The 23,122-nt window shown below is 60.5% G+C and carries 11 protein-coding genes and 2 riboswitches; of the genes, 6 read left to right on the forward strand and 5 right to left on the reverse strand.

Annotation, left to right across the window (positions count from 1 at the left end):
• Positions 1 to 48: 48 nt before the first annotated feature.
• A complete protein-coding gene (locus ACM6I0_RS09000) occupies positions 49 to 7,038 on the forward strand; it encodes an NEL-type E3 ubiquitin ligase domain-containing protein (protein ID WP_414922057.1) in 6,990 nt (2,329 codons plus the stop codon).
• Between the two features lie 63 nt (positions 7,039 to 7,101).
• Here the strand turns inward: ACM6I0_RS09000 and metH are convergent, their stop codons facing one another.
• Positions 7,102 to 10,812, reverse strand: a complete 3,711-nt coding sequence (gene metH / locus ACM6I0_RS09005; RefSeq protein ID WP_414922058.1) for a methionine synthase — start codon at positions 10,810 to 10,812, stop codon at positions 7,102 to 7,104.
• Between the two features lie 155 nt (positions 10,813 to 10,967).
• Here metH and ACM6I0_RS09010 point away from each other — a divergent pair, with 155 nt between their 5' ends.
• The 3 genes from ACM6I0_RS09010 to nfuA all read left to right on the forward strand — a co-directional run bounded on the left by ACM6I0_RS09010 (position 10,968) and on the right by nfuA (position 15,039).
• The gene (locus ACM6I0_RS09010; RefSeq protein ID WP_414922059.1) at positions 10,968 to 13,265 is read left to right on the forward strand and encodes a fatty acid cis/trans isomerase; all 2,298 of its coding nucleotides are present in this window, start codon (positions 10,968 to 10,970) and stop codon (positions 13,263 to 13,265) included.
• Positions 13,266 to 13,362: 97 nt separating this feature from the next.
• Positions 13,363 to 14,397: an acyltransferase family protein gene (locus tag ACM6I0_RS09015; protein WP_414922060.1), complete on the forward strand. Its 1,035-nt coding sequence runs from the start codon at positions 13,363 to 13,365 to the stop codon at positions 14,395 to 14,397.
• 57 nt (positions 14,398 to 14,454) lie between these two features.
• The gene (nfuA, locus tag ACM6I0_RS09020) at positions 14,455 to 15,039 is read left to right on the forward strand and encodes a Fe-S biogenesis protein NfuA (RefSeq protein WP_028621370.1); all 585 of its coding nucleotides are present in this window, start codon (positions 14,455 to 14,457) and stop codon (positions 15,037 to 15,039) included.
• Between the two features lie 155 nt (positions 15,040 to 15,194).
• Here the strand turns inward: nfuA and cobM are convergent, their stop codons facing one another.
• From cobM to ACM6I0_RS09040, 4 genes are all read right to left on the reverse strand, one after another.
• The gene (gene cobM / locus ACM6I0_RS09025) at positions 15,195 to 15,941 is read right to left on the reverse strand and encodes a precorrin-4 C(11)-methyltransferase (RefSeq protein ID WP_414922061.1); all 747 of its coding nucleotides are present in this window, start codon (positions 15,939 to 15,941) and stop codon (positions 15,195 to 15,197) included.
• Between the two features lie 81 nt (positions 15,942 to 16,022).
• Positions 16,023 to 16,436: a cobalamin biosynthesis protein gene (locus tag ACM6I0_RS09030; RefSeq protein ID WP_285433963.1), complete on the reverse strand. Its 414-nt coding sequence runs from the start codon at positions 16,434 to 16,436 to the stop codon at positions 16,023 to 16,025.
• A complete protein-coding gene (locus tag ACM6I0_RS09035) occupies positions 16,433 to 17,137 on the reverse strand; it encodes a CbtA family protein (protein ID WP_414922062.1) in 705 nt (234 codons plus the stop codon). The genes ACM6I0_RS09030 and ACM6I0_RS09035 overlap by 4 nt, the downstream gene beginning before the upstream one ends.
• A gap of 11 nt (positions 17,138 to 17,148) precedes the next feature.
• Positions 17,149 to 17,352 (reverse strand): CbtB domain-containing protein, encoded by a 204-nt coding sequence (locus ACM6I0_RS09040; protein WP_285433966.1) that lies wholly within the window; start codon positions 17,350 to 17,352, stop codon positions 17,149 to 17,151.
• A 118-nt stretch (positions 17,353 to 17,470) separates the two neighbouring features.
• A riboswitch (cobalamin riboswitch) is annotated at positions 17,471 to 17,698 on the reverse strand.
• A 177-nt stretch (positions 17,699 to 17,875) separates the two neighbouring features.
• Positions 17,876 to 18,088, forward strand: a riboswitch (cobalamin riboswitch).
• A 99-nt stretch (positions 18,089 to 18,187) separates the two neighbouring features.
• On the opposite strand from ACM6I0_RS09040, the gene cobW reads away from it, so the two are divergent.
• Together cobW and cobN are read left to right on the forward strand one after the other, a co-directional pair.
• Entirely contained in the window at positions 18,188 to 19,249 is a 1,062-nt protein-coding gene (gene cobW / locus ACM6I0_RS09045) for a cobalamin biosynthesis protein CobW (protein WP_414922063.1), read from the forward strand.
• 3 nt (positions 19,250 to 19,252) lie between these two features.
• The gene (gene cobN / locus ACM6I0_RS09050) at positions 19,253 to 23,119 is read left to right on the forward strand and encodes a cobaltochelatase subunit CobN (RefSeq protein WP_414922064.1); all 3,867 of its coding nucleotides are present in this window, start codon (positions 19,253 to 19,255) and stop codon (positions 23,117 to 23,119) included.
• Positions 23,120 to 23,122: the final 3 nt, after the last annotated feature.

Below are 23,122 nucleotides of genomic sequence, written 5' to 3' on the forward strand. Positions count from 1 at the left end.
GGCTGTGATGTCCTGATGCACTCTCAATCGAGCATCAGGAGCAACATCATGCCGGACCCTTCCACGCCCACAGAACCCGGGATTCACGTCCCATTTATCAAGGGCCGCCTTCCCGACTGGACGCGTCACTTGACCACCTCCCATCTCCAGGCCATGACGCAGGCGCGCAATCCCGCCCAGCGATTCATCGGCACTTACCCTGAGCTGTATGCCAAGGCGTCACAGGCATTGCGCCAGGCCTTGCTCGACAGTCAGGCACAGAGCAACGCTTCCAACCAGGCGCTGGCCACGACTCTCAAGGATTTCAAAGGCATCACCGAATTCGCCAAGCCATTGCTGACGGATGCGTTGCAGAAAAAATTCGGTCAGGCGCCAGATGTCGTCAACACGGCGCTGTTTCATATGCGTTCGCCCAACCTGGCCGAAGAGCAGTCATTGTTGCAAGCGGCGCTGCGAAACTTCGAAGAAAATGAGCCTTTCGACGGCATTGCCCTACAGGAGACCAGCGCGCTGGCGCCGGTGGGGGCACTGGAGCAGCATCTTTACGACGAACGCACCCAGTATCCGTTTGCGAAGGTGCGCTACAGCCTCCGTGAGAAGTTGTCGATCAAGCCCGCGGCGTTCGCCAGCCTGTGCCGGGAACTGGACGTGGGCAAGCAGTATCAGGACCATCTGACTGCGGTATTCGATGCGCCCGACAAGGCTGCGACGGTACGCCAGCAGACGATTGCGGCGGACAAGCAACGGATGCGCGTGCAGGCGCATATCGCTCTGATGAGGTCGGACATTGACACCGCAGACCATGCCACGGTGTTGGCAATCCTCGACGGTGCCTCGCAGGAACGACTCGACGGCGAGTCAGTCCTCCACAGTCGGGTGGAGGTGTTTGGCTCGAAATTGAATGACGTGCTGATTATTGGCGCTGCATCGCGCAAAGTCAGAGCGACCTTGCAAAATCCCTGGCTCTTTCTTCTACCGTTCACACCCGAACTGGCCAAGCTGGTGCCTGATTCACGAGTCATCGTCTACATTCCAGGCGATCCCATCAGCCCCCTCAAGGCGTATGCCTCCGGCCGCGAATTTGCCCGTGAACTGGCGATCAAGCTGCGTTCCGTCAGTTACCAGCGGTTCTTTGCCGGCTTTGTCGCGCAAGATGAGGTAGGTCGTTTTTTCCACCGGCTCAAGCGCCAGCTCAAGAGCCATAAATGGGACCCGGCTCCGGTTTATCCCGGCCCACCCTATGCGCCGGGCGCATTCCTCAATGGCATGTATGTCGAGGTGTGGAACGAGAATGTCGACCTGGGCATGGATGAAACCTTCATTGATGGCGAAGTGTTTGCTGCCCGTTATGAGTTTCATCTGGCCAGGATGAAGTCCAATGCCAGGTTGTTGGCCATACCCACCGCCGAGGTTGACCACGAAGCCTGGATGACGCGACTCCAGCACTATGCCGAAGGGGGGGTGAGCGTCTTGAACGTGGCAGCCTTTTTCGTGCCGGGACTGGGTGAGGTCATGCTCGCCGTCACCGCCGTGCAACTGACCTACGAGGTTTACCAAGGGGTGGAGGCGTGGAAAGAGGGTGACGCCGAGGAGGCCTGGCGCCATCTCACGTCAGTGGCCCAAAACGTAGCCTTCATGGCCGTGTTGGGCGCGGTAGCCAGCAAGGCGCCGCCGATCATCAACTCGCGGTTTGTCAGCAGGATGACCAGGATCACCACGCCTTTTGGTGAGCGGCGTTTGTGGAGTCCCGACCTTGCCCCCTACAAGAGCAGTGTGTCTGTGGAGGGGCTCGAACCGAATGCATTGGGGCAGTACAAGGTCGGGGACAAGACCTGTATTCGATACGAGGGGAATGTCTACGAAAAGAGCTTCGACCCGGCGCTGAAAAAATGGCGGATCCAGCACCCCAGCGATCCCCAGGCCTATCAACCGATCTTGCGGCATAACCAGCTCGGCGCCTGGCAGCACACCCTTGAACGGCCGCTGGAGTGGGATCGCCCAACGTTGTTGCGCAGAATCGGGCCGCAGATGGACGTTTTTTCTGATGCGCAGCTACAGCAAATTGCCGAGGCCAGCGGGGTCAGCGATGATGCGTTGCGCCAGATGCACATCGATCTCCAGCCACCGCCGCCGCAATTGGCCGAGACCATCAGATCGTTCAAGGCTGATCAACAAGTGCAGCAGTTGATTGATCAGATCCGCAACGGCGGTGACCTGGGTGGTGCTGGCGAGGCTGTCGTACCGCTTACTGTTGGGCTGCCGGGCTGGCCCGTCGAGGAGGTCCTGGAAGTCTTCGAGGGACCGGAACCCTGGGGGGCGTCGCAGCGCTTCGGTTCAGTGTCGGCAAGCAACAATGTAAAGCCCACGATCAAGATCACTCGATCCGAAGTGCAGGCCGGAAAATTGCCGGAACGTATATTAGGGGCGCTTGACGAGCCACAAATCACCCGGTTACTCGGCGCACGCAGCGCGCAACAAGACGCGAACCGCGTGCAGATGTTCAGGGACAGCCTGGCCAACCGCGCCCTGGATAGCAAAAAGTCCCTGGTCGACCGACTGCTCGCTGGCCAGCAGACGACGAATGCCGATATTCAACGACTGCAACGCAGTTTCCCTACATTGTCGCCGGAGGGGGCGCGACAGGTGCTGGGCAATGCCAGTGCCGCCGAGCTGGCCCAATTGCGCAGCAGTACAAAAATACCCTTGCGCCAGGCGCAAGAAATTCGTGTCCATTTACAGCAGGGCGCTCTAAACCGGGCGCTCTGCGGTTTGCACCTGGAGAGCATGGCGTCTGTGGCCAGCGATCGCCTGGCGTTGCACAGCCTGGAGCAATTGCCCGGTTGGTCGATGGATATGCGCGTGGAGCTGCGTTCCGGCTCGATCAAGGGCCCATTGCTGGACAGCGTAGGCAGCGACAGTGCGACGTTTCGCAATTATCTGGTCAAGGGCGACGGCTATTTTCGCGCATACGATGCCCACGGCAGGCCTCTCAACAACATCCCCGCCCATGGCCGCAATCTGTATGAATCGCTGCTGGAGTTCTTGCCCCAAGCGACACGGGCAACCCTGGAGGGCAATCAAGGCCAGGCCTTGCAAAAAAAACTGGCGAACCATGCCAGCACTCATCGCAACGACATGGCGCTGATCTTGAAGCAGCGCCCGTTAAATGCCCCCGGGCCATCGCTGCGTCTGTCCAATGGCCGCCTGGGTTACCTGGCCAGTGGTCGTGGTGTCGGCTTCCACGATGGCGCATTGGTCTCCAGGGTACGGGACCTTTACCCGAACATCTCCGATGCGCAAGCCAGTCAATTAGTCAGAAACCGCCTTAGCGCGGGAGACACCGATCAGCAAGTGTTCAATCTGTTGAACAACCGTCAACGGGAATTCGACGCATTGGAAACCGCATTGAACAACTGGGTCGACGCCGTTGTGCCGGCCCCTGCTGGTGGGCAGTCTCGCCGAGTGATCGCCGATCGGTTGATCCAGTGCTGGCGCTATGGTTTTCACCGAGGACTGGAGCCGGCTTTTGATCTGAATTTAAGTGGTACTGACACGTTGCCCGAGTGGGATGCCGACTTCACCCATGTGCGTAATGTGCAACTGGACAGTGGCCAGCTTATAGGGAGCTCGGGCAATGAACTGCTTCAGCGGTTTCCAAAGATCAAAAAGCTGGATCTCTCCGTGGAAGTGCGGGACATGGCAGCCCTGGCCGAAAAACTGCCTGAATTGACCGAGATTACCGAGCTGACGCTTGATGGCGCATTGGAGACCTATGCACCTCAGTTGGTGCAGGCGCTCCAGGGCATGACTCAACTGGAGCAGCTGTCGCTCAGGGGCGATATGGGCGTAATGGACTTCGGCACGCTCACGAATCTGCGATCCTTGAGGTTGGCGGGGAATCTGACCGAGTGGCCGACCGGGGTGTCGGGCTTGAACAGGCTTGAAACCCTCGATTTACAGCGAATGCCGATCAAATTGCTGCCTGACGAACTGTTCAGCGGGCGGGAGTCGATATGGCGTTGCTTGCAGCTGGATTGGGCGGCCCTGGAACCACAAGCTTTCATGAAGGCCTATGATTATGTGCATGACAATCCGGCGCATTTGGTCGACGAACCGCAAATGATTGCCCAGTACTGTGGAGGGCGTTTGTGGAAGCTGGCACCGAATGATTACACCTTTGCATCAGATGCGATGGCGCGTTTCAGTCGTGACGGGCTATCAGGGCGGGCATTACTGGAACAGGTTGATGCACTGCACGAGCAGCATCTGGCATTCAATCAGTCATTGGACGCCTGGAAGGGCAGGGTTGTACGGGTCGGTGGCAGGCAGATGGATATCTCGCACCGTGAGCTGATCGCTGAAAGAATCCGCAACTGCGCTCGCAAGGGAATGCGTTCCCGGTATTTACCTGCGGAGCCCATGGCGGGCCCGTCGTGGTCGCAAGATGATGCGGTGAACCAATTGTTGGACCTGACGGGGTTTGGGCCGCTGGGTGATTTACCCGTACTTGGCGATACGGTCTTTCCTCATGTGCGCAGCCTGGTCCTCACTGGCAGCGGGCTTTCGACCGTGCAGGTCAATGAGTTTCTGAAAGGATTTCCGCAACTGCGGTCCCTCAACCTCAGCTCCAACCAACTGACCGGACTGCCGCAGGCCATTGATTCGCTCCGGGAACTCAGCGAATTGAACCTCTCATTCAATCAGATGAGAATCACGGCGTCAGCGCAAGCACGGTTGAACCGTTTGACCTACCTGAAAACACTGAACCTGGCGTACAACCGCGTCGACGCTCTTGAGGTCGGTTCGATGAGCAGCCTGCAGAGCCTGGATTTGAGTCATACCCATATCAGCAGTTGGCCCGAAGGCGTGTTGTCGTTGCCCAACCTGCGCCGTCTGGCCTTGAATCACAGCGCCATTACAGACATCCCGGCAGCGGCCCTGACCGGGCATGATCAACTGTTGGCGGGGACCTCGCTGCAAGGTTGCCGGCTGAGCCCGCAAGCGGTGACGGCGGTGCGGGCATACGCGCAACGCACGGCCTCCCGCAACCCGATGGATATTGCATCAGCGCACCTGTCCGCCGGACGAACCGGCGGCGATCCGGAGTTCTTTCCGGATGAAGTATCGGAACACCCGGACCTTTTATTGCCTTTGCACCTGGAACCTGGCGAAGGTGATTTGCCCCAGACCTCCGCCGCCAGGCTGCAGCGTGTTGATCCTCAGCTGGGTGATGCGCAAGCCGTTGAACGGATCGACGCATGGCTTGCCCAGGGCATGACGGCTCTGGAAATTGAAGCCCGGCTGATCCAGTGGCAGCAACAGCAGACGCAATTGATCAAGCACTTGAATGACTGGATCGATGTCCCTGCCGTTCGCAGTCGCCAGGGTTGGGTGGGCGCGGTAGACCGCCGCCGGGCGGCTGACCAGCTTCTGGAGTGCTGGCGAGCGACCTTGCGAGATGTTCCTGCGGCCGAGGGGGCGCCGGCTGACGCTGTGCTTGATTTTACCGGCCTGATCATCGGCGATTTGCCTGCCTTGCCGGTCAAGTTCGAGCAAGTCGGTGCGTTGGACCTTAGCGGTGTCGGGCTCACGGAAAGTTCGGACGCGTTCCTGCGTTCGTTTCCCCGGTTGCGTAGCCTGACACTCAATCGCAACGGTCTGGGCACCTTGCCCGAGGCAGTGGGGCAATGTGAACACCTCACCCGGTTGAGCGCCACGTATAACGATCTGCGTGCCAGTGATGAGGTGTCGCGCCAGTTGCGCTCGCTGAGGCATTTGCAATGGCTGGACTTGAGCGAGAACCGCATGGCCAGCCTTGATGTCACCGATCTTGACCAGTTGCAGGGGCTGAATCTGAGCAACAACAATCTTTGGGAATGGCCGGAGGGCGTGTTGCAGGCGCCGACGCTGACATCCCTCAACCTGAGTGGCAACCAGATAGAGATAATTCCTCCCAATGCCTTTTTGCCTGGGCACGCAACCTTGATGGCCGGGACCAACTTGACCGACAACGTCAATCTGGCACTGGAGGACATGTTACGACTGCAGGAGTACCTGGAGGAAACTGGCCGTGGCTTGGGGTTCACCGCGCAAGAGATTGAACGACTGCTCGAGGGCTACGGGCCTGAATCGGTCGACGGTTCCGAGAGCTCTGACTTGGAGGATCATCCCGACCATGAGACGCCGGAGGTAGAAAAAGCGCGGTGGTTTTCCGGCGTGGCGGCAGACTCGGAAAAACACCAGATGTGGAATGCCTTGATGGAGCAGGACACCACCCAGGACTTTTCATACATTCTCTCGCAACTTCAGCACACCCGGGACTTTGTCGCCGATCGCCTGGATCTCACGCAGCGCGTCTGGCGTGTCCTTGAAGCCGCTTATGGCGAACAAGCGCTGAGCGAACGGTTGATGGTTCTGTCGAAGGCATTAAGGAATCGCGCGACCTGTGGTGACGGTCGGATACTGTTGTTCAACGAGCTGGAAATCGAGGTCTATGAGTTCAATGCCTTGAAGGCCATTGCCCCGGAACACAAAGGTCGCGAGTTGCTGAAACTGTCTAGAAACCTGTTCCGCCTGGCGCAGGTCGAAGAGGTAGCCAAAACGCGTATCCAGCTCAGGCCCGCTATCGATCCTGCCGAGATTCGCCTGGCCTATCGAATCGGTCTGGCTCAGCGTCTTGAATTGCCCAGTCAGCCCAAAGGCATGGTGTATGAGAACCTGGCGCAGGTGGCGCCAGCGGATCTGGACGAAGCATACGCATTGATCATCGCCAAGGAAAAGACGCCCGTGTTCATCGAACAGCTGACCGCGCGTAAATACTGGCGAGACTATCTGGAGGAGAAATACCCTGGGGAATTTACCAGGGTGCAGCAGGGTTTTCAGGACAAGGTCAGTAAGCTGGAGGACAAGTACCCAGAGCTCAATACGGCCTACCTACAGGAGATGGACGCCCTGGATACCGTGAATAAAGCCAGCCGCCTGCAATTGCTGGCCACACTCAGCGAGCGAGAGATAGCCGTGTTGGGCGCACAGGCCTGATCGTCAGCCGGCAAGGCTCTGGAGTCAGCACATCTGCCTCCAGAGCCCAGGGCCTCGGATCAATCAGTTGTCGTAACCCAGGTTCGGCGCCAGCCAGCGCTCGGTCACGCTCAATTCCTGGCCTTTGCGCGACGTGTAGCTCTGCACTTGATCCTTGTCGATCTTGCCCACGGCGAAGTACTGCGCCTGCGGGTGCGCGAAGTACCAGCCGCTGACCGCCGCTGCCGGGAACATCGCGTAGTGTTCGGTGAGGAACACGCCGCTGCGACCGGCCTTCATTTCGCTGGCTTGCGGATCGAGCAAGGTGAACAGGGTGCCCTTCTCGGTGTGATCCGGGCAGGCCGGGTAGCCCGGTGCCGGACGGATGCCGGTGTATTGCTCTTTGATCAGCGCCTCGTTGTCCAGCGTCTCGTCCTTGGCGTAACCCCAGTACTCTTTACGCACTTGCTGGTGCAGCCACTCGGCGCAGGCTTCGGCCAAACGATCGGCCAGGGCCTTGACCATGATCGAGTTGTAATCGTCGCCAGCGTCCTGATACGCCTTGGCCACTTCTTCGGCGCCGATCCCGGCTGTGGTGATGAAGCCGCCCACGTAGTCGGTGATTTCGCTGTCCTTGGGCGCGACGAAGTCGGCCAGGGAGAAATTCGGCTTGCCGTCGGTCTTGATGATCTGCTGGCGCAAGTGATGCAGTTTGGCAATCGGCTTGCCATCGTCGCCGTAGACTTCAATGTCGTCGTCGCGCACCTGGTTGGCCGGCCAGAAGCCGAACACTGCACGGGCGCTGATGAGTTTTTCGTCGATCAGTTTGGCGAGCATTTCCTGGGCATCGGCGTACAACGCAGTGGCGGCTTCACCGACCACTTCGTCCTGAAGGATGCGCGGGAATTTGCCGGCCAGGTCCCAGGAGATAAAGAACGGCGTCCAGTCGATGTATTCGGCCAGAACCTTGAGGTCAATGTTGTCCAGCACCTTCGAACCGGTGAAGGTCGGCTTGACCGGCGCGTAGGTGCTCCAGTCGAACTGCGGCTTCTTGGCGATGGCGGCCGGGTAGCTCAGGCGTTCGGTGCGGGCGCTGCGGTTGGCGGTGCGCTCGCGAACGTCGATGTACTCGAGGCGGGTTTTCTCGACGAACGCCGGTTTCAATTCCTTGGACAGCAACTGCGTCGCCACGCCCACGGCGCGGGAGGCGTCCGTCACGTAGATCACCGCATCGTTGCTGTACTTGGGTTCGATCTTCACCGCCGTGTGAGCCTTGGAAGTGGTCGCGCCACCGATCATCAGCGGCAGGTGGAAGTCCTGGCGCTGCATCTCGCGGGCCACGTGGACCATTTCATCCAGCGAAGGCGTAATCAGACCGGACAGGCCGATGATGTCGCACTTCTGCTCCTTGGCCACTTGCAGGATTTTCTCTGCCGGGACCATCACGCCAAGGTCGACGATGTCGTAGCCGTTGCAACCCAGCACCACGCCGACGATGTTCTTGCCGATGTCGTGCACGTCGCCTTTGACCGTCGCCATCAGGATCTTGCCCTTGGCTTCCGGTTTGTCACCTTTTTCCAGTTCGATGAACGGGATCAAGTGGGCCACGGCCTGTTTCATCACGCGGGCGGATTTCACCACCTGCGGCAGGAACATTTTGCCGGCGCCGAACAGGTCGCCGACGATGTTCATGCCGGACATCAGCGGGCCTTCGATCACTTCGATCGGGCGCGCGAAGGACTGGCGGGATTCTTCGGTGTCTTCAACGATGTGCGTGGTGATGCCCTTGACCAGCGCATGCTCCAGACGCTTGTTGACCGGCCAGCCGCGCCATTCTTCGGTCTCGGCTTCCTTGACGCTGCCGTCGCCCTTGTACTTGTCGGCAATGGCGAGGAGGGCGTCGGTGCCGTGCGGAGTGCGGTTGAGCACCACGTCTTCGACCGCGTCGCGCAGTTCAGCCGGGATCTGGTCGTAGATCTCCAGCTGACCGGCGTTGACGATGCCCATGGTCAGGCCGTTGCGGATCGCATACAGCAGGAACACCGAGTGAATCGCTTCGCGCACCGGGTTGTTGCCACGGAACGAGAACGACACGTTGGACACGCCGCCCGAGGTCAGCGCGTACGGCAGTTCGTCGCGGATGTAGGCGCAGGCATTGATGAAGTCCACGGCATAGTTGTTGTGTTCTTCAATGCCGGTCGCGACGGCGAAGATGTTCGGGTCGAAGATGATGTCTTCCGGCGGGAACCCGACTTCGTTGACCAGAATGTCGTAGGAGCGTTTGCAGATTTCCTTCTTGCGCGCTTCGGTGTCGGCCTGGCCGGCTTCGTCGAAGGCCATCACCACCACGGCGGCGCCATAGCGTTTGCACAGTTTGGCGTGATGGATGAACTGCTCGACGCCTTCTTTCATGCTGATCGAGTTGACGATGCCCTTGCCCTGGATGCACTTGAGGCCGGCTTCGATCACTTCCCACTTGGAGGAGTCGATCATGATCGGTACACGGGAGATGTCCGGTTCACCGGCAATCAGATTGAGGAAGGTCACCATGGCCTTCTTCGAATCGAGCATCCCTTCGTCCATGTTGATGTCGATCACCTGGGCGCCGGCTTCGACCTGCTGCAGGGCGACTTCCAGGGCTTCGGTGTAGTTGTCTTCACGGATCAGGCGCGCAAACTTGGCCGAACCGGTGATGTTGGTGCGCTCGCCGACGTTGACGAACAACGAGCTGCGATCGATGGTGAACGGTTCCAGGCCGGACAGGCGGCAAGCCTTCGGGATCTCCGGGATTTGACGCGGCGCGTAACCGGCCACGGCTTTGGCAATGGCTTCGATGTGGCCTGGGGTGGTGCCGCAGCAGCCGCCAACGATGTTCAGGAAACCGCTTTGCGCGAACTCTTCGATGACCTTGGCGGTTTGCGACGGCAGTTCGTCGTACTCGCCGAATTCGTTCGGCAGGCCGGCGTTCGGGTGGGCCGATACGTGGGTGCCGGCCTTGTTCGACAGCTCTTCCAGGTACGGGCGCAACTCGCTGGCGCCGAGGGCGCAGTTCAGGCCGACCGAAATCGGCTTGGCGTGGGCTACGGAGTTCCAGAAGGCTTCGGTGGTCTGGCCCGACAGCGTACGGCCGGAAGCATCGGTGATGGTGCCGGAAATCATGATCGGCAGATCAACGCCCAGCTCTTCGAACACGCCTTGTACGGCGAAGATCGCGGCTTTGGCGTTCAAGGTGTCGAAAATGGTTTCAATCAGGATCAGGTCCGCGCCGCCTTCGATCAGGCCCTTGGTGGACTCGGTGTAGTTTTCCACCAGTTCATCGAAGGTCACGTTGCGGTAGCCGGGGTTGTTCACGTCCGGGGACAGCGAGCAGGTGCGACTGGTCGGCCCGAGCACGCCAGCGACGAAACGCGGCTTGTCCGGGGTTTCCAGGGTCTTGGCATCGGCTACCTTGCGGGCCAGACGCGCGCCTTCTACGTTTAACTCGTACGCCAGGCCCTGCATGCCGTAGTCAGCCAGGGAAATCTGGGTGGCGTTGAAGGTGTTGGTTTCCAGAATGTCGGCGCCGGCATCCAGGTAGGCTTTCTCGATGCCGCCAATCACGTCCGGACGGGTCAGCACCAACAGGTCGTTGTTGCCCTTGACGTCGCTCGGCCAGTCGGCGAAGCGTTTGCCGCGGTAATCCTGCTCCTCGAGCTTATAGCTCTGGATCATCGTGCCCATGCCGCCATCGAGAATCAGGATGCGCTCTTTGAGGGCGTGCTTGAGAGCTTGAAGGCGAACACTGCGATCGGACATTTGGACTACTCGGAAAGACCATGACGAAGGGGCGCGATGATAGCAAACCTGTGCGGTTTTGGAGCATGCCCTGGTTTTGCATGAATATCGTTCATGTTGGTGCGGGTGCCGGACCGGTAGAATCGCGGCGTTTTTTCACGATCAGGACCAGGGACATGCCGTATCGCGTCATCACCAGCATTCTTGTGCTGCTTTTTAGCTGGGACGCCACTGCGCAAGGTCCGGCGATTTCTACGGCGCTTTCCTATACCCGCGACATCCAGCCGATCTTCACCGAAAAGTGCGTGGCCTGCCATGCCTGCTATGACTCCGCCTGTCAGCTCAATCTGGGCAGCGGCGAAGGGGCGGCGCGTGGCGCGACCAAGGTCACTGTCTATGATGGCGAGCGCAGTCAGGCTGCCGCGCCGACCCGCCTGTTTTACGATGCATTCGGTAAGCGTGCCTGGCAGCAAAAGGGCTTTTATTCGGTGCTCGACGCCCAAGGCAGTCAGGCGGCGTTGATGGCGCGGATGCTTGAACTGGGCCATAAAACCCCGCTACTCCCCAACGCCAGGTTGCCGGACGAAATCGTCCTCGGCCTTAACCGGGAAAACACCTGCGCCATGCCGGCCGAATTCGACGGCTATGCCAGTACACATCCTAAAGAAGGCATGCCGCTGGCGGTGACCGGCCTGACCGATCAGCAGTACCAGACGCTGCAACGCTGGTTGGCCTCCGGTGCGCCAATCGATGAGCAGGGTCTGGTCCCGAGCGCGAAGGAGGCCTTGCAGGTGGTGCAGTGGGAAAACCTGCTCAATTCGCCGGGCGCCCGGCAAAGCCTGGTGGGGCGCTGGTTGTTCGAACATTGGTTTCTCGCGCACCTTTACTTCAAGGACGGTGAACCGGGGCACTTCTTCCAGTGGGTGCGTTCGCGCACGCCGACCGGCCAGCCCATCGACCTGATCAACACCCGTCGTCCCAACGACGACCCCGGCACCCAAGTGTATTACCGCTTGTGGCCGGTGCAGGGCGTGATCGTGCACAAGACCCACATCACCTATCCGCTGAGCGCGGCGAAGATGGCGCGGATCAAAAGCCTGTTTTACAACGGCAACTGGCAGGTCAACGCCTTGCCGGGTTATGGCCCGGAGCGTCGAGCCAATCCGTTTACCACTTTTGAGGCGATCCCGGCGCAGGCGCGCTATCAGTTCATGCTCGATAACGCCGAATACTTTGTGCGCACTTTCATCCGCGGCCCGGTCTGCCGCGGGCAGATCGCCACGGATGTGATTCGCGACAACTTCTGGGCGCTGTTCCAGGCGCCGGAGCACGATCTGTACATCACCGACCCGAACTACCGAGGCCAGGCCACGCCATTGCTGGCGATGCCGGGCCAGAACGACGACGTCGGCAGCGTCCTGAGCCTGTGGCACGACTACCGCAACAAGCGCAACGAGTACGAGGCACTGCGCCGGGACAACTACGCCGATGCGCCGGCACCGAGCTGGTCGACGTTGTGGGCTGGCAATGACAATGCGCTGCTCAGCATCTTTCGGCACTTCGACAGTGCGTCGGTGAACAAAGGCCTGATCGGCGATGTACCGCAAACCATCTGGCTGTTCGACTTTCCGCTGCTGGAACGCACCTACTATCAATTGGCGGTCAACTTCGATGTGTTCGGCAATGTGTCCCATCAGGCGCAAACGCGGCTGTATTTCGACCTCATCCGCAACGGTGCCGAGCAGAATTTCCTGCGCCTGATGCCCGCTGATTCGCGCAACGGGTATCTCGACGATTGGTACCAGACCAGCGGAAAATTCAAGATGTGGCTCGATTACGAAGCCATCGATAACGACAAGCCGACGGCACTCAAACTCGACAAGAAAGACCCAAAACGCGACTTTGCCATGCAACTGCTGGCCCGTTACGGCGAACTCAATGCCAAGCCGGATCCGATCAACCGGTGCGACGGCGCTTACTGTTCGCGGCCGAACATCGACCCGGCGCTGCAAAATGCCGAACAAGCCTTGAGCCGCCTGACTTCGCGCCCGGCGGCAGGTTTGAAGGTCATCGATCAGTTGCCGGAAGCGACGATGCTGCGAATTGAAACCGCGAGCGGCAAACGTGAGATGTACAGCCTGCTGCGCAACCGCGCCCACAGCAACGTGGCGTTCCTGCTCGGCGAGTCGCTGCGCTATCAGCCTGGCCTCGACACCCTGACCATTTTCCCGGGTGTGCTCAGCAGCTATCCGAACTTCATGTTCAATATCCCGGCGGAGCAAGTGCCAGCGTTCGTGGACGCGATGGAAAATGCCAGGGATGCGAGCAGTTTCGAGAACATCGTCAAGCGGTGGGGCATTCGCCGCAGTCATCCGCAGTTCTGGTTTTACTTCCATGACCTGAGTCTCTACATCCACGAGACCGATCCGGTGGAAGAGGGCGTGCTCGACATGAATCGCTACGAGAATCTTTGATCGACCTTTGAGGGTGGGCTGGTGTCGGATTTCATAGGCGCCACCCAACCCCTGTGGGATCTGCGGTGGATTGCGGATTGCGATCAGAGGGCCATCCATGTTGATTTCAGTACAAGCCCTGCGCGCCATCGCCGCCTGGGCGGTGGTCTGCCACCATTTCATGCAGATTTTCTTCGACTTCCAGGCCCGTGGCCCGGTCGGGCAGATGTTCATCGACAAGGGCGCGGCGGGTGTCGACGTTTTCTTTGTCATCAGTGGACTGGTGATCTTCCTCTCGACCGAGGGCAAGTCGCTGCCGCCGGCGCGATTTCTGTTGTATCGACTGTTTCGGATCGTCCCGGCGTATTGGCTGTACACCGCGCTGATGGCGCTGGTGGTGGTGTTTGCCCGCCCGGTATTGCCGGATCAGAGCGTCGACTGGTCGCATTTCCTGCTGTCGTTGTTGTTCATTCCTGCGCAGAATCCCGGCGGCTACGGGATTTATCCGACCCTCAACGTTGGCTGGACCCTCAACTACGAAATGCTCTTTTACCTGCTGTTCGGCTGGGCGTTGCTGTTCCGTCTGCAGTTACGGCTATTGATTGTCGCGGCACTGCTGTTTGTGGTGTGCCAGGCCTGGACCGGTTATGGCTGGGTCAGCGAGTTCTACCGTTCTGACATCGTTTATGAGTTCTTGCTGGGGATCGCCATCGGCATGGTTTACCGTCGTGGCTGGATCAAACCGGGTTTTTGGCTGCCGCTGCTGGGGATTGGTGGCGCGCTGCTGGCCATTTATCACTGGGCGCCAGCGCCGCGTTTCCTCGCCTGGGGCGTGCCGAGTGCGGTGTTGGTGATGGCGTGCATCTCGCTTGAGCGTTACGTCGAAAATAACCGGGTGTTCGAACTGCTGGGCAATTGTTCCTACTCGGTGTACCTGATGCACGTGCTGGTGCTGTCTGCCGGTGGATTTGTCGCACAGCGTTATGGTGTAAACCCCTACGTGATGTTCGTGGTCTGCGCAGCGACTATCGGTCTAGCGTCTTGGGCAAGTTACGAATGGGTGGAAAAACGCAGCTATCGGTGGCTTAAAGAGCGGATTGACGGCGAACCGGCTGTGGAAGTAGTGCCGGCTCTTTCCCGACATAAATACTAGGACTTTGTACGGCGCGATGATTGGCGTAAACTGCGCCCAAGCCTGCGAGGAGTTTCCATGACCGCTATTACCATTACCGACGCCGCCCACGATTATCTGGCTGATCTGCTCTCCAAGCAGAACACCCCGGGCATTGGCATCCGCGTCTTTATCACCCAGCCTGGCACCCAGTACGCCGAAACCTGCATTGCCTATTGCAAGCCGGGCGAAGAAAAACCTGAAGACACGGCGCTGGGGCTCAAAAGCTTCACCGCCTACATCGATTCGTTCAGCGAAGCCTTCCTGGACGACGCGGTAGTCGACTACGCCACGGACCGCATGGGCGGCCAGCTGACCATCAAGGCGCCAAACGCCAAAGTCCCGATGGTCAACGCCGACAGCCCGGTCAACGAGCGCATCAACTACTACCTGCAAACCGAGATCAACCCGGGGCTCGCGAGCCACGGCGGTCAGGTCAGCCTGATCGATGTGGTCGACGACGGCATCGCCGTTCTGAAGTTCGGCGGCGGTTGCCAGGGCTGCGGCCAGGCCGACGTCACCCTTCGCGAAGGCATCGAGCGCACCTTGCTCGAGCGCATTCCCGAGCTCAAGGGTGTTCGCGACGTGACCGACCACACGCAGAAAGAAAACGCCTACTACTGAGTAAGGTGTTCACTGCAGACAAGAAAAACGGCGCCCCGTGAGCGCCGTTTTTTTATGGGTGAAATTCAATTTGATCGTTCCCACGCTCTGCGTGGGAATGCAGCCCGGGACGCTCCGCGTCCCAACAGCGGACGAAGAGCGTGGGAACGATCACTTCAGGGCCGATACAAATGCGCATGCCCGGCGCGGTACAGCGATGACTCACTGAACTGATCACTGCCCAATACCCGGCCCACCAGAATCAACGCCGTGCGGCGAAATCCTTTGGCGTGGACCTTCTCAGCAATGTCCGCCAGCGTGCCCACCACCCAATCCTGATCCGGCCAGGTCGCCCGGTGAATTACCGCGATCGGGCAGTCTGCGCCATAGTGCGGCAGCAGTTCGACGAGGATTTTCTCCAGGTGATTGACCCCCAAGTGAATCGCCATCGTGGCGCCGTGCTGCGCCAGGCTGCCCAGTTCCTCACCGGCCGGCATCGCCGTCTTGTCGGCGTAGCGGGTCAGGATCACGCTTTGCGAGATATCCGGTAACGTCAGTTCTGCCCCCAGCAGCGCCGCACAGGCGGCCGTCGCCGTGACGCCAGGAATGATTTCAAAGGTAATGCCGAGTTCGCGCAGGTAACGGATCTGCTCGCCAATCGCGCCATACAGACTCGGATCCCCCGAATGTACGCGCGCCACGTCCTGGCCGTTGGCATGGGCGGTCTTGATCAGTTCGATGATCTGTTCCAGGTGCAGTTCGGCGCTGTTGACCACCTGTTCGGCGCAATGGCCTTCGAGGACGGCGGCGGGCACCAGAGAGCCGGCGTAGATGATCACCGGGCAACTGCGAATCAGTCGTTGGCCTTTGACGGTGATCAGTTCCGGGTCGCCGGGACCTGCGCCAATGAAATAGACGGTCATCGTCGGTTCCTGTCAAAAAAGAGGCTGGGCAAGGCTTCAGATGAAGATTGCTCATGATCGAGGCGGGGATTATCGGGGATTTTACGCAGCGTAAGCTAATGCCAGGGTCGCTTGGGCGTATTTTTGTCGCGAAATCAGCAACGTTGCCGGGGCCTGGGCCAGTTGTTCGGCCAGGGCAAGGGCGGCACTTTCCGCTACGCCATAACAGCCGGTGCGTTCGAACGCGATGTCCGAATGATGGCTGAGTTGCGCTTTATAAGCGTCCAGTTGTTCACTGCTGAAATACATCAGTGGCAACGCGAGTTGTTCGGCGAGTTCGAGCAGGCCTGGTTCGTCGCGCTTCAAGTCGATGCTGGCCAGGGCCTTGATCTGGTGAAGTGCGATGTTGTGCGCCTGTAATGCCTGATCGAGCAACGCCCGCAGCGTGCCGACAGGGCAGCCGCGTTGGCAGCCCAGGCCGACCACTAACGTCGGCGCTGTGCTGGTATCAGTCATGCGTGGTATTGGCCATCGCTTTTACGGCGGAACAACCAGGCGCTGACGAGGCCCAAGGCCAGCCAGAACCCAAGATTGGTCAGCTGCGAAGCGATTTTGAACTGGGCTTCCAGGGCTTCCGGGGCGAGCATCGAATGCACTTCCGGTTGGGGCGCGCCGATCACGTGTGGAACCACCAGAATGGCCACGCCGAGGATCTTCATCAGCCAGTGGCGGCTGAACACGATCAATGCGATACCGACAGCGGTAGAGGCGGCCGTGCCGATCCACCAGATTTGCCGTTGCGCCAGATCGGCCGCAGCGGTGCCCGGCAGTTCAGGCGGCAGGCCGAGGGTCGGCGCCAGCACGAACGTCGCATAACCCGCCAGGCCCCAGAGCAGGCCTTGAGCGGTTTTGGTCGGTGCACGCAACGTGTAGAGGCCGGCCAGCATCAGGGCGAAACCGACGGCCACCACCAGGTTGCCGCCCGTGGTCGACAGTACGCGCTGCCAGCCGTCTTGCGGCTCCCAGGCTTCGGCATCGTGGGTGTGAGCGGCGACACCGGAAGCATGTTCGTGGACTTCAACCGCAGCCGGTTCGGATTTTTCGTAAGTTTCAGCCTGCAGAATCAGCGGAGCCACCCAGAAGCTTTGCAGCAAGGTCAGCAGCAAGGCGGCCAGCAGCCCGGTGAACCCCGCGGTTTGCGCAATACGCTTGATCATTTCGGCTGGCCTCAATGGCACGGGAACGCGGAGCTGTGTCGGGTATCGTGCGCGGCGTTGTGCACCGCTTCGATGTGCGAGAAACCGGCGAAATACACCAGGCTCGCACCCAGGATCGACGCACACACGGCGGCGGTCAGGCGTTGAGTCAGGGTCGTGGTGGTGCTGGCGGTGCTCTTGTCGGCGTTGCTGCCGGTGGTGCTGATGATCGACATGGCGCATCCCTCTGGTCTGTCAGTGGGTGAATAGAGCGCATGGAAGAGCCCTGCGAACGGGTACGCAGAGGTTCAAACAGCGCCCGCCCACCGCGGGTTTGTTATTCAGTGATCGTAATGGTCACTTTGTGTTGCGGGCCGGTCTCCGGGCTCACGAGGGGCAAGGCTTGCGCCTGAACCTGCAAGCATCACCTTCCCATGCCAAACTGCTGGCACAGTGGATCTGACGCTTCGCTCGCTTACCGTTGCGGGGGCAGCACCGGACTGACATGGCTTTGAGTAAAGCACATGATTCACCGGTTTCCCGTTTCACCCTGTGAAGGGCACCCGTAACAAGGCGTGTAGGAGAGCATGGGCGGGGCGGGGTAGTCAATTGGCATGGTTTCTCAACTCGACACCGAGGTGCCACTATCGCGAGCAAGCTCGCTCCCACATGGGAATGCGGTCAACTGTGGGAGCGAGCTTGCTCGCGATGGGCGCGCCGCCGAACTCAAGTGAACATTGACCCGCCCCCACCCGATGCGTAGCCTTGCGCTTTCGAGGTTCTTCGGCAGTTGCCGAAGCTAAGAAGGGAACGCGGTCGATGCCGCGGCTGCCCCCGCAACTGTGAACGGTGATGTTCGCTGCCACGCCACTGCAAACCCTGCACAACGGGTTCGCGGGAAGGCGCAGCGAACGCCAGTCAGCCATTGGCACACCGTCAGCCAGGAGACCTGCCTCGACACAGATTCTCACTACAACCGGGCGGGGTGATCCGGTGGCGAACTCTTCCGCGCGCGCATCCGTCGCAGCGATTGTCGTCCCGTATGCCCGCCACCTTGCCAAAGGGCATCCGATGAAAACACTGGCCAAACTTCCCGTCACCATCGTCACCGGCTTCCTCGGCTCGGGCAAAACCACCTTGCTGCGGCACATGCTCGACAACGCTCAGGGCCGCCGCATCGCGGTGATCGTCAACGAATTCGGCGAGCTGGGCATCGACGGCGAAATCCTCAAGCAGTGCTCCATCGGCTGCACTGAAGAAGAAGCCAACGGCCGCGTCTACGAACTGGCCAATGGCTGCCTGTGCTGCACCGTCCAGGAAGAGTTCTTCCCGGTGATGCGCGAACTGGTGGCGCGTCGCGGCGACCTCGACCACATCCTCATCGAAACCTCGGGCCTGGCCCTGCCAAAGCCTCTGGTTCAAGCTTTCCAGTGGCCGGAAATCCGCAGCGCCTGCACCGTTGATGCGGTCATTACCGTGGTCGACAGCCCGGCCGTCGCGGCCGGCACCTTCGCCGCCTTCCCGGACCAGGTCGACGCCCAACGCAAACTCGACCCGAACCTGGATCACGAATCGCCATTGCACGAGCTGTTCGCCGACCAACTGGCCAGCGCCGACCTGGTGATCCTCAACAAGGCCGACCTGATCAGCCCTGAAGACCTGGCCCGGGTGCGCCTGGAAGTCGCCGAAGAACTGCCGCCGGCCGTCAAAGTTATCGAAGCCAGCAGCGGCCGCGTACCACTGGACGTGCTGATCGGCCTTGGCGTCGGCTCCGAAGAACACATCGACAGCCGTCACAGCCATCACGATCACCACCATGAAGGCGAAGACGATCACGACCACGATGCGTTCGATTCGATCTCCATTGAACTGCCGCAAGCCGACGAAAGCCTGCTGCTGGACGCGCTGACTCAACTGGTGGTCCAGCACGGCATCCTGCGGGTTAAAGGTTTCGCTGCTATTCCGAACAAACCGATGCGCCTGCTGATCCAGGGCGTGGGCACGCGTTTCGACAAGCATTTCGACCGTCAGTGGGGCGCCGCTGAAGCGCGCACCACGCGTCTGGTGCTGATCGGCCAGGAACTGGACGCCGTCCTGCTTGAAGCGCAATTGCGCGCCGCGCTCAGCGTGTAAACCATGCATCTGCTCAGGACCCAGCCCGGCGGTTTCGTGTCGGATGACAACATCGCCGACCTTGGACAAACCCCCGCCGAACTGGTGATCCTGTGCAGCGGCGACTCCAGCCTCGCGCTGCTCGCCGAAGCGGCGCAGCAACTGCCGGACGATTACCCCAGCGTCCGTCTGGCCAACCCGATGCAGGTGCAGAATCATGCGTCGGTCGATCTGTACGTCGACGAAGTGCTGCGCCACGCCAAGGTGATTCTGATTTCGCTGCACGGTGGCATCGCCTATTGGCGCTACGGCGTCGAACGGCTGGTGCAACTCGCGGAGCAAGGTGTGCAGCTGATTCTGGTGCCCGGCGATGATCGCCCGGACCCGGAACTCAGTGACCTGAGCACCGTCCCCGCTGAAGACCGCGATCGTCTGTGGCAGTTTTTGCGTCAAGGCGGCATGAACAATGCCCTGGATTTTTTCCGTTGCCTGGCCAATCGCTGGCTGGCCCGCGATTACCTTTGGGCCGAGCCGCAAACCCTGCCGCGCACGGCGATTTACCATCCGCAAAAAAGCCCCGCCGACCTTGAAGACTGGCAAGCCGACTGGCGAGCCGATCAGCCGGTGGCGGCGGTGCTGTTTTACCGCTCGCATTTACAGGCAGCGAACACCGCGTTTATCGATGTGTTCTGCCAGCGTTTGCAAGCAGCGGGGCTGAACCCGTTGCCCATCGCCGTCGCCAGTTTGAAAGAGCCCGGCTGCCTGGCAGTGGTCGAGGACCTGCTGGACCACGTCTCGGCCTCGGTGATTCTCAACACCACCGGTTTCGCCCAGTCCAGCCCCGAAGCTCCGCACCTGCGACCGTTTCGCCGCAACATCCCGGTGATTCAGGCGATCTGCGCTCAGGACAACGAGCCGGGCTGGCGTGCCAGTGAACAAGGCCTCGGCCCGCGTGACTTGGCCATGCACATCGCACTGCCGGAGCTGGACGGTCGGATCATCAGCCGGCCGATCAGCTTCAAGGACCTGGCGTGGCGCAGTGAGCGCAGTCAGTCGGATGTGGTCTGCTATCGGGCGCAACCAGAACGCATGGATTTTGTCGCTGAACTGGCGCGGCGCTGGATTGATCTGGCACGGCTGCCGAACAGCGAAAAACGTGTCGCGCTGATCCTCGCCAACTACCCGACCCGCGATGGGCGCATCGGCAATGGCGTCGGTCTCGACACCCCGGCCGCCGCGCTGAACATTCTGCGCGCGCTGCATCAAGAAGGTTATCCGCTGCCGGCCGACTTGCCGGACAGCGGCACCGCGCTGATCCAGCAATTGCTCGGCGGCGTCAGCAACGACCTCGATACGCTCGACCAGCGTCCATGTCATCAAAGCCTGGCGCTGGACGATTACAACCGGATGTTCAACGCCTTGCCCGAGACCAATCGGCAAGCGGTGCTGGAACGCTGGGGCTCGCCCGACAGCGACCCGATGTTCCGTGGCGGGCGGATGATGATCGCCGGGCTGCGTTTGGGCCTGACCTTCGTCGGCATCCAGCCGGCGCGTGGCTATCAGGTTGATCCGAGCGCGGTGTACCACGACCCGGACCTGGTGCCGCCCCACGGCTACCTGGCGTTTTATTTCTGGCTGCGCATGACCTACGGCGCCCATGGCGTGATTCACGTCGGCAAGCACGGCAACCTCGAATGGCTGCCGGGCAAAGGCGTCGGGCTGTCGGAAAACTGCTGGCCGGACGCATTGCTCGGGCCACTGCCGAATATCTATCCGTTTATCGTCAACGACCCGGGCGAGGGCGCCCAGGCCAAGCGTCGAACACAAGCGGTGATCATCGATCACTTGATGCCGCCGCTGACCCGCGCTGAAACCTACGGCCCGCTGCGCAACCTCGAACTGCTGGCCGACGAGTATTACGAAGCGCAATTGCTCGATCCGCGCCGTGCCCGGGAATTGCAGCGCGACATCCTGCAACTGGTGCGCGACACCCACATCGATCGCGAGCTGCAGCTGGACGAGAAGCTCGACAGCGATGCCGATGCGGCGATCTGGCTGCCGCGTCTGGACACCTACTTGTGTGACTTGAAAGAGTCGCAGATCCGCGATGGCCTGCACATCTTTGGCGAATCGCCGACCGGACGATTGCGCATCGATACGTTGCTGGCGTTGCTGCGCATTCCACGTGGCGATGGGCGTGGCGCGCAATCGAGTTTGTTGCGGGCGCTGGCCAAGGACTTCGCGCTGGGCTTCGATCCGCTGGATTGTGCGCTGGCCGAGTCCTGGACTGGGCCGCGTCCACCGGAACTGCAAACCCTCAGCGATGAAGCCTGGCGTACCGCCGGCGATACCCGTGAACGCCTCGAACTGTTTGCCGCTCAACTGATCTCGCAGACACTAAACGAGCCTCAAGCCTACCCCATACCCTGTGGGAGCGAGCTTGCTCGCGATAGCGGTATGCCGGTCACATCAATGTTGCCTGACCCACTGCCATCGCGAGCAAGCTCGCTCCCACAGGAGGCAGGCCGGTCCGACGTCAGCGCCATCATCGACAGCCTGCGCGACGTCGTTGCCCCGCGCCTGGACGCTTGCGGCCCGGCGGAAATGCGCGGCTTGCTCGATGCCCTGAGCGGTCGTTTCGTCCCGGCCGGCCCCAGTGGCGCACCGAGTCGCGGTCGTCTGGACGTGCTGCCAACCGGGCGCAATTTCTATTCGGTGGACGTGCGCAACCTGCCGACCACCACGGCGTGGCGCATCGGTTTCCAGTCCGCCAACCTGATTCTCGAGCGGCATTTGCAAGACCACGGCGATCACTTGCGCCAGCTCGGCCTGTCGGTTTGGGGCACCGCGACCATGCGTACCGGCGGTGATGATATTGCCCAGGCGATGGCGCTGATGGGCGTGCGTCCCGTCTGGGCCACGGGCAGTCAGCGGGTCGATGATTTCGAAATCCTGCCATTGAGCCTGCTCGATCGCCCGCGCGTAGACGTGACGTTGCGCGTCTCGGGATTCTTTCGCGATGCCTTTGCCAACCTGATTCGTCTGTTCGACGCAGCGGTGCAAGCGGTCGCCGCCCTCGACGAGCCGGACGACCTCAACCCGCTGGCCGCCAAAGTGCGTGCCGAGCGTGAAGCGTTGATGCACTCTGGTCTGGATGAAGAGGCGGCCAAACGGCAGGCCGGTTGGCGCATCTTCGGCGCCAAGCCCGGTGCTTATGGCGCCGGCGTGCAGGGCGCCATCGACGGTCGGTTGTGGCAAAGCCGCGAGGATCTGGCCGAGGTTTACCTCAATTGGGGCGGCTACGCTTACGGCGGCGCCGATGAAGGCACCGCCGCTCGCGCGCAATTCGCCCAGCGCCTGAGTCAGGTTCAGGCCGTGCTGCAGAACCAGGACAATCGAGAGCACGATTTGCTCGATTCCAACGACTATTACCAGTTCCAGGGCGGCATGCTCGCTGCCGTGGAAAGCCTCAGCGGCGCAACGGCAGCCAGTTACCACGGCGATCACAGCCAGCCGGACTTGCCGAAGATTCGCACGCTAAAAGAAGAGCTGAACCGGGTGATCCGTTCCCGTGCGGCGAACCCCAAGTGGATCGACGGCGTGAAGCGTCACGGCTACAAAGGTGCCTTTGAACTGGCGGCGACGGTCGATAACCTGTTCGCCTTCGATGCGACGACACAACTGATCGACGATCATCAATATGCGTTGCTGGCGGATGCCTATTTGCTCGATCCAGCGACCCGGGACTTTGTGCGTGAGCATAATCCGTCTGCGTTGCGCGACATGACCGAACGCATGCTCGAGGCGCAGCAACGGGGAATGTGGAAGGCGCCGGGCGAGTACCGCGAGGCGCTGGAGAATTTATTGCTGGATATAGAAGAAGACAGCTGACGC

Origin of the sequence: Pseudomonas sp. IT-P294 (genome assembly GCF_949767865.1) — a bacterium.
In the GTDB taxonomy this organism is placed as follows: domain Bacteria; phylum Pseudomonadota; class Gammaproteobacteria; order Pseudomonadales; family Pseudomonadaceae; genus Aquipseudomonas.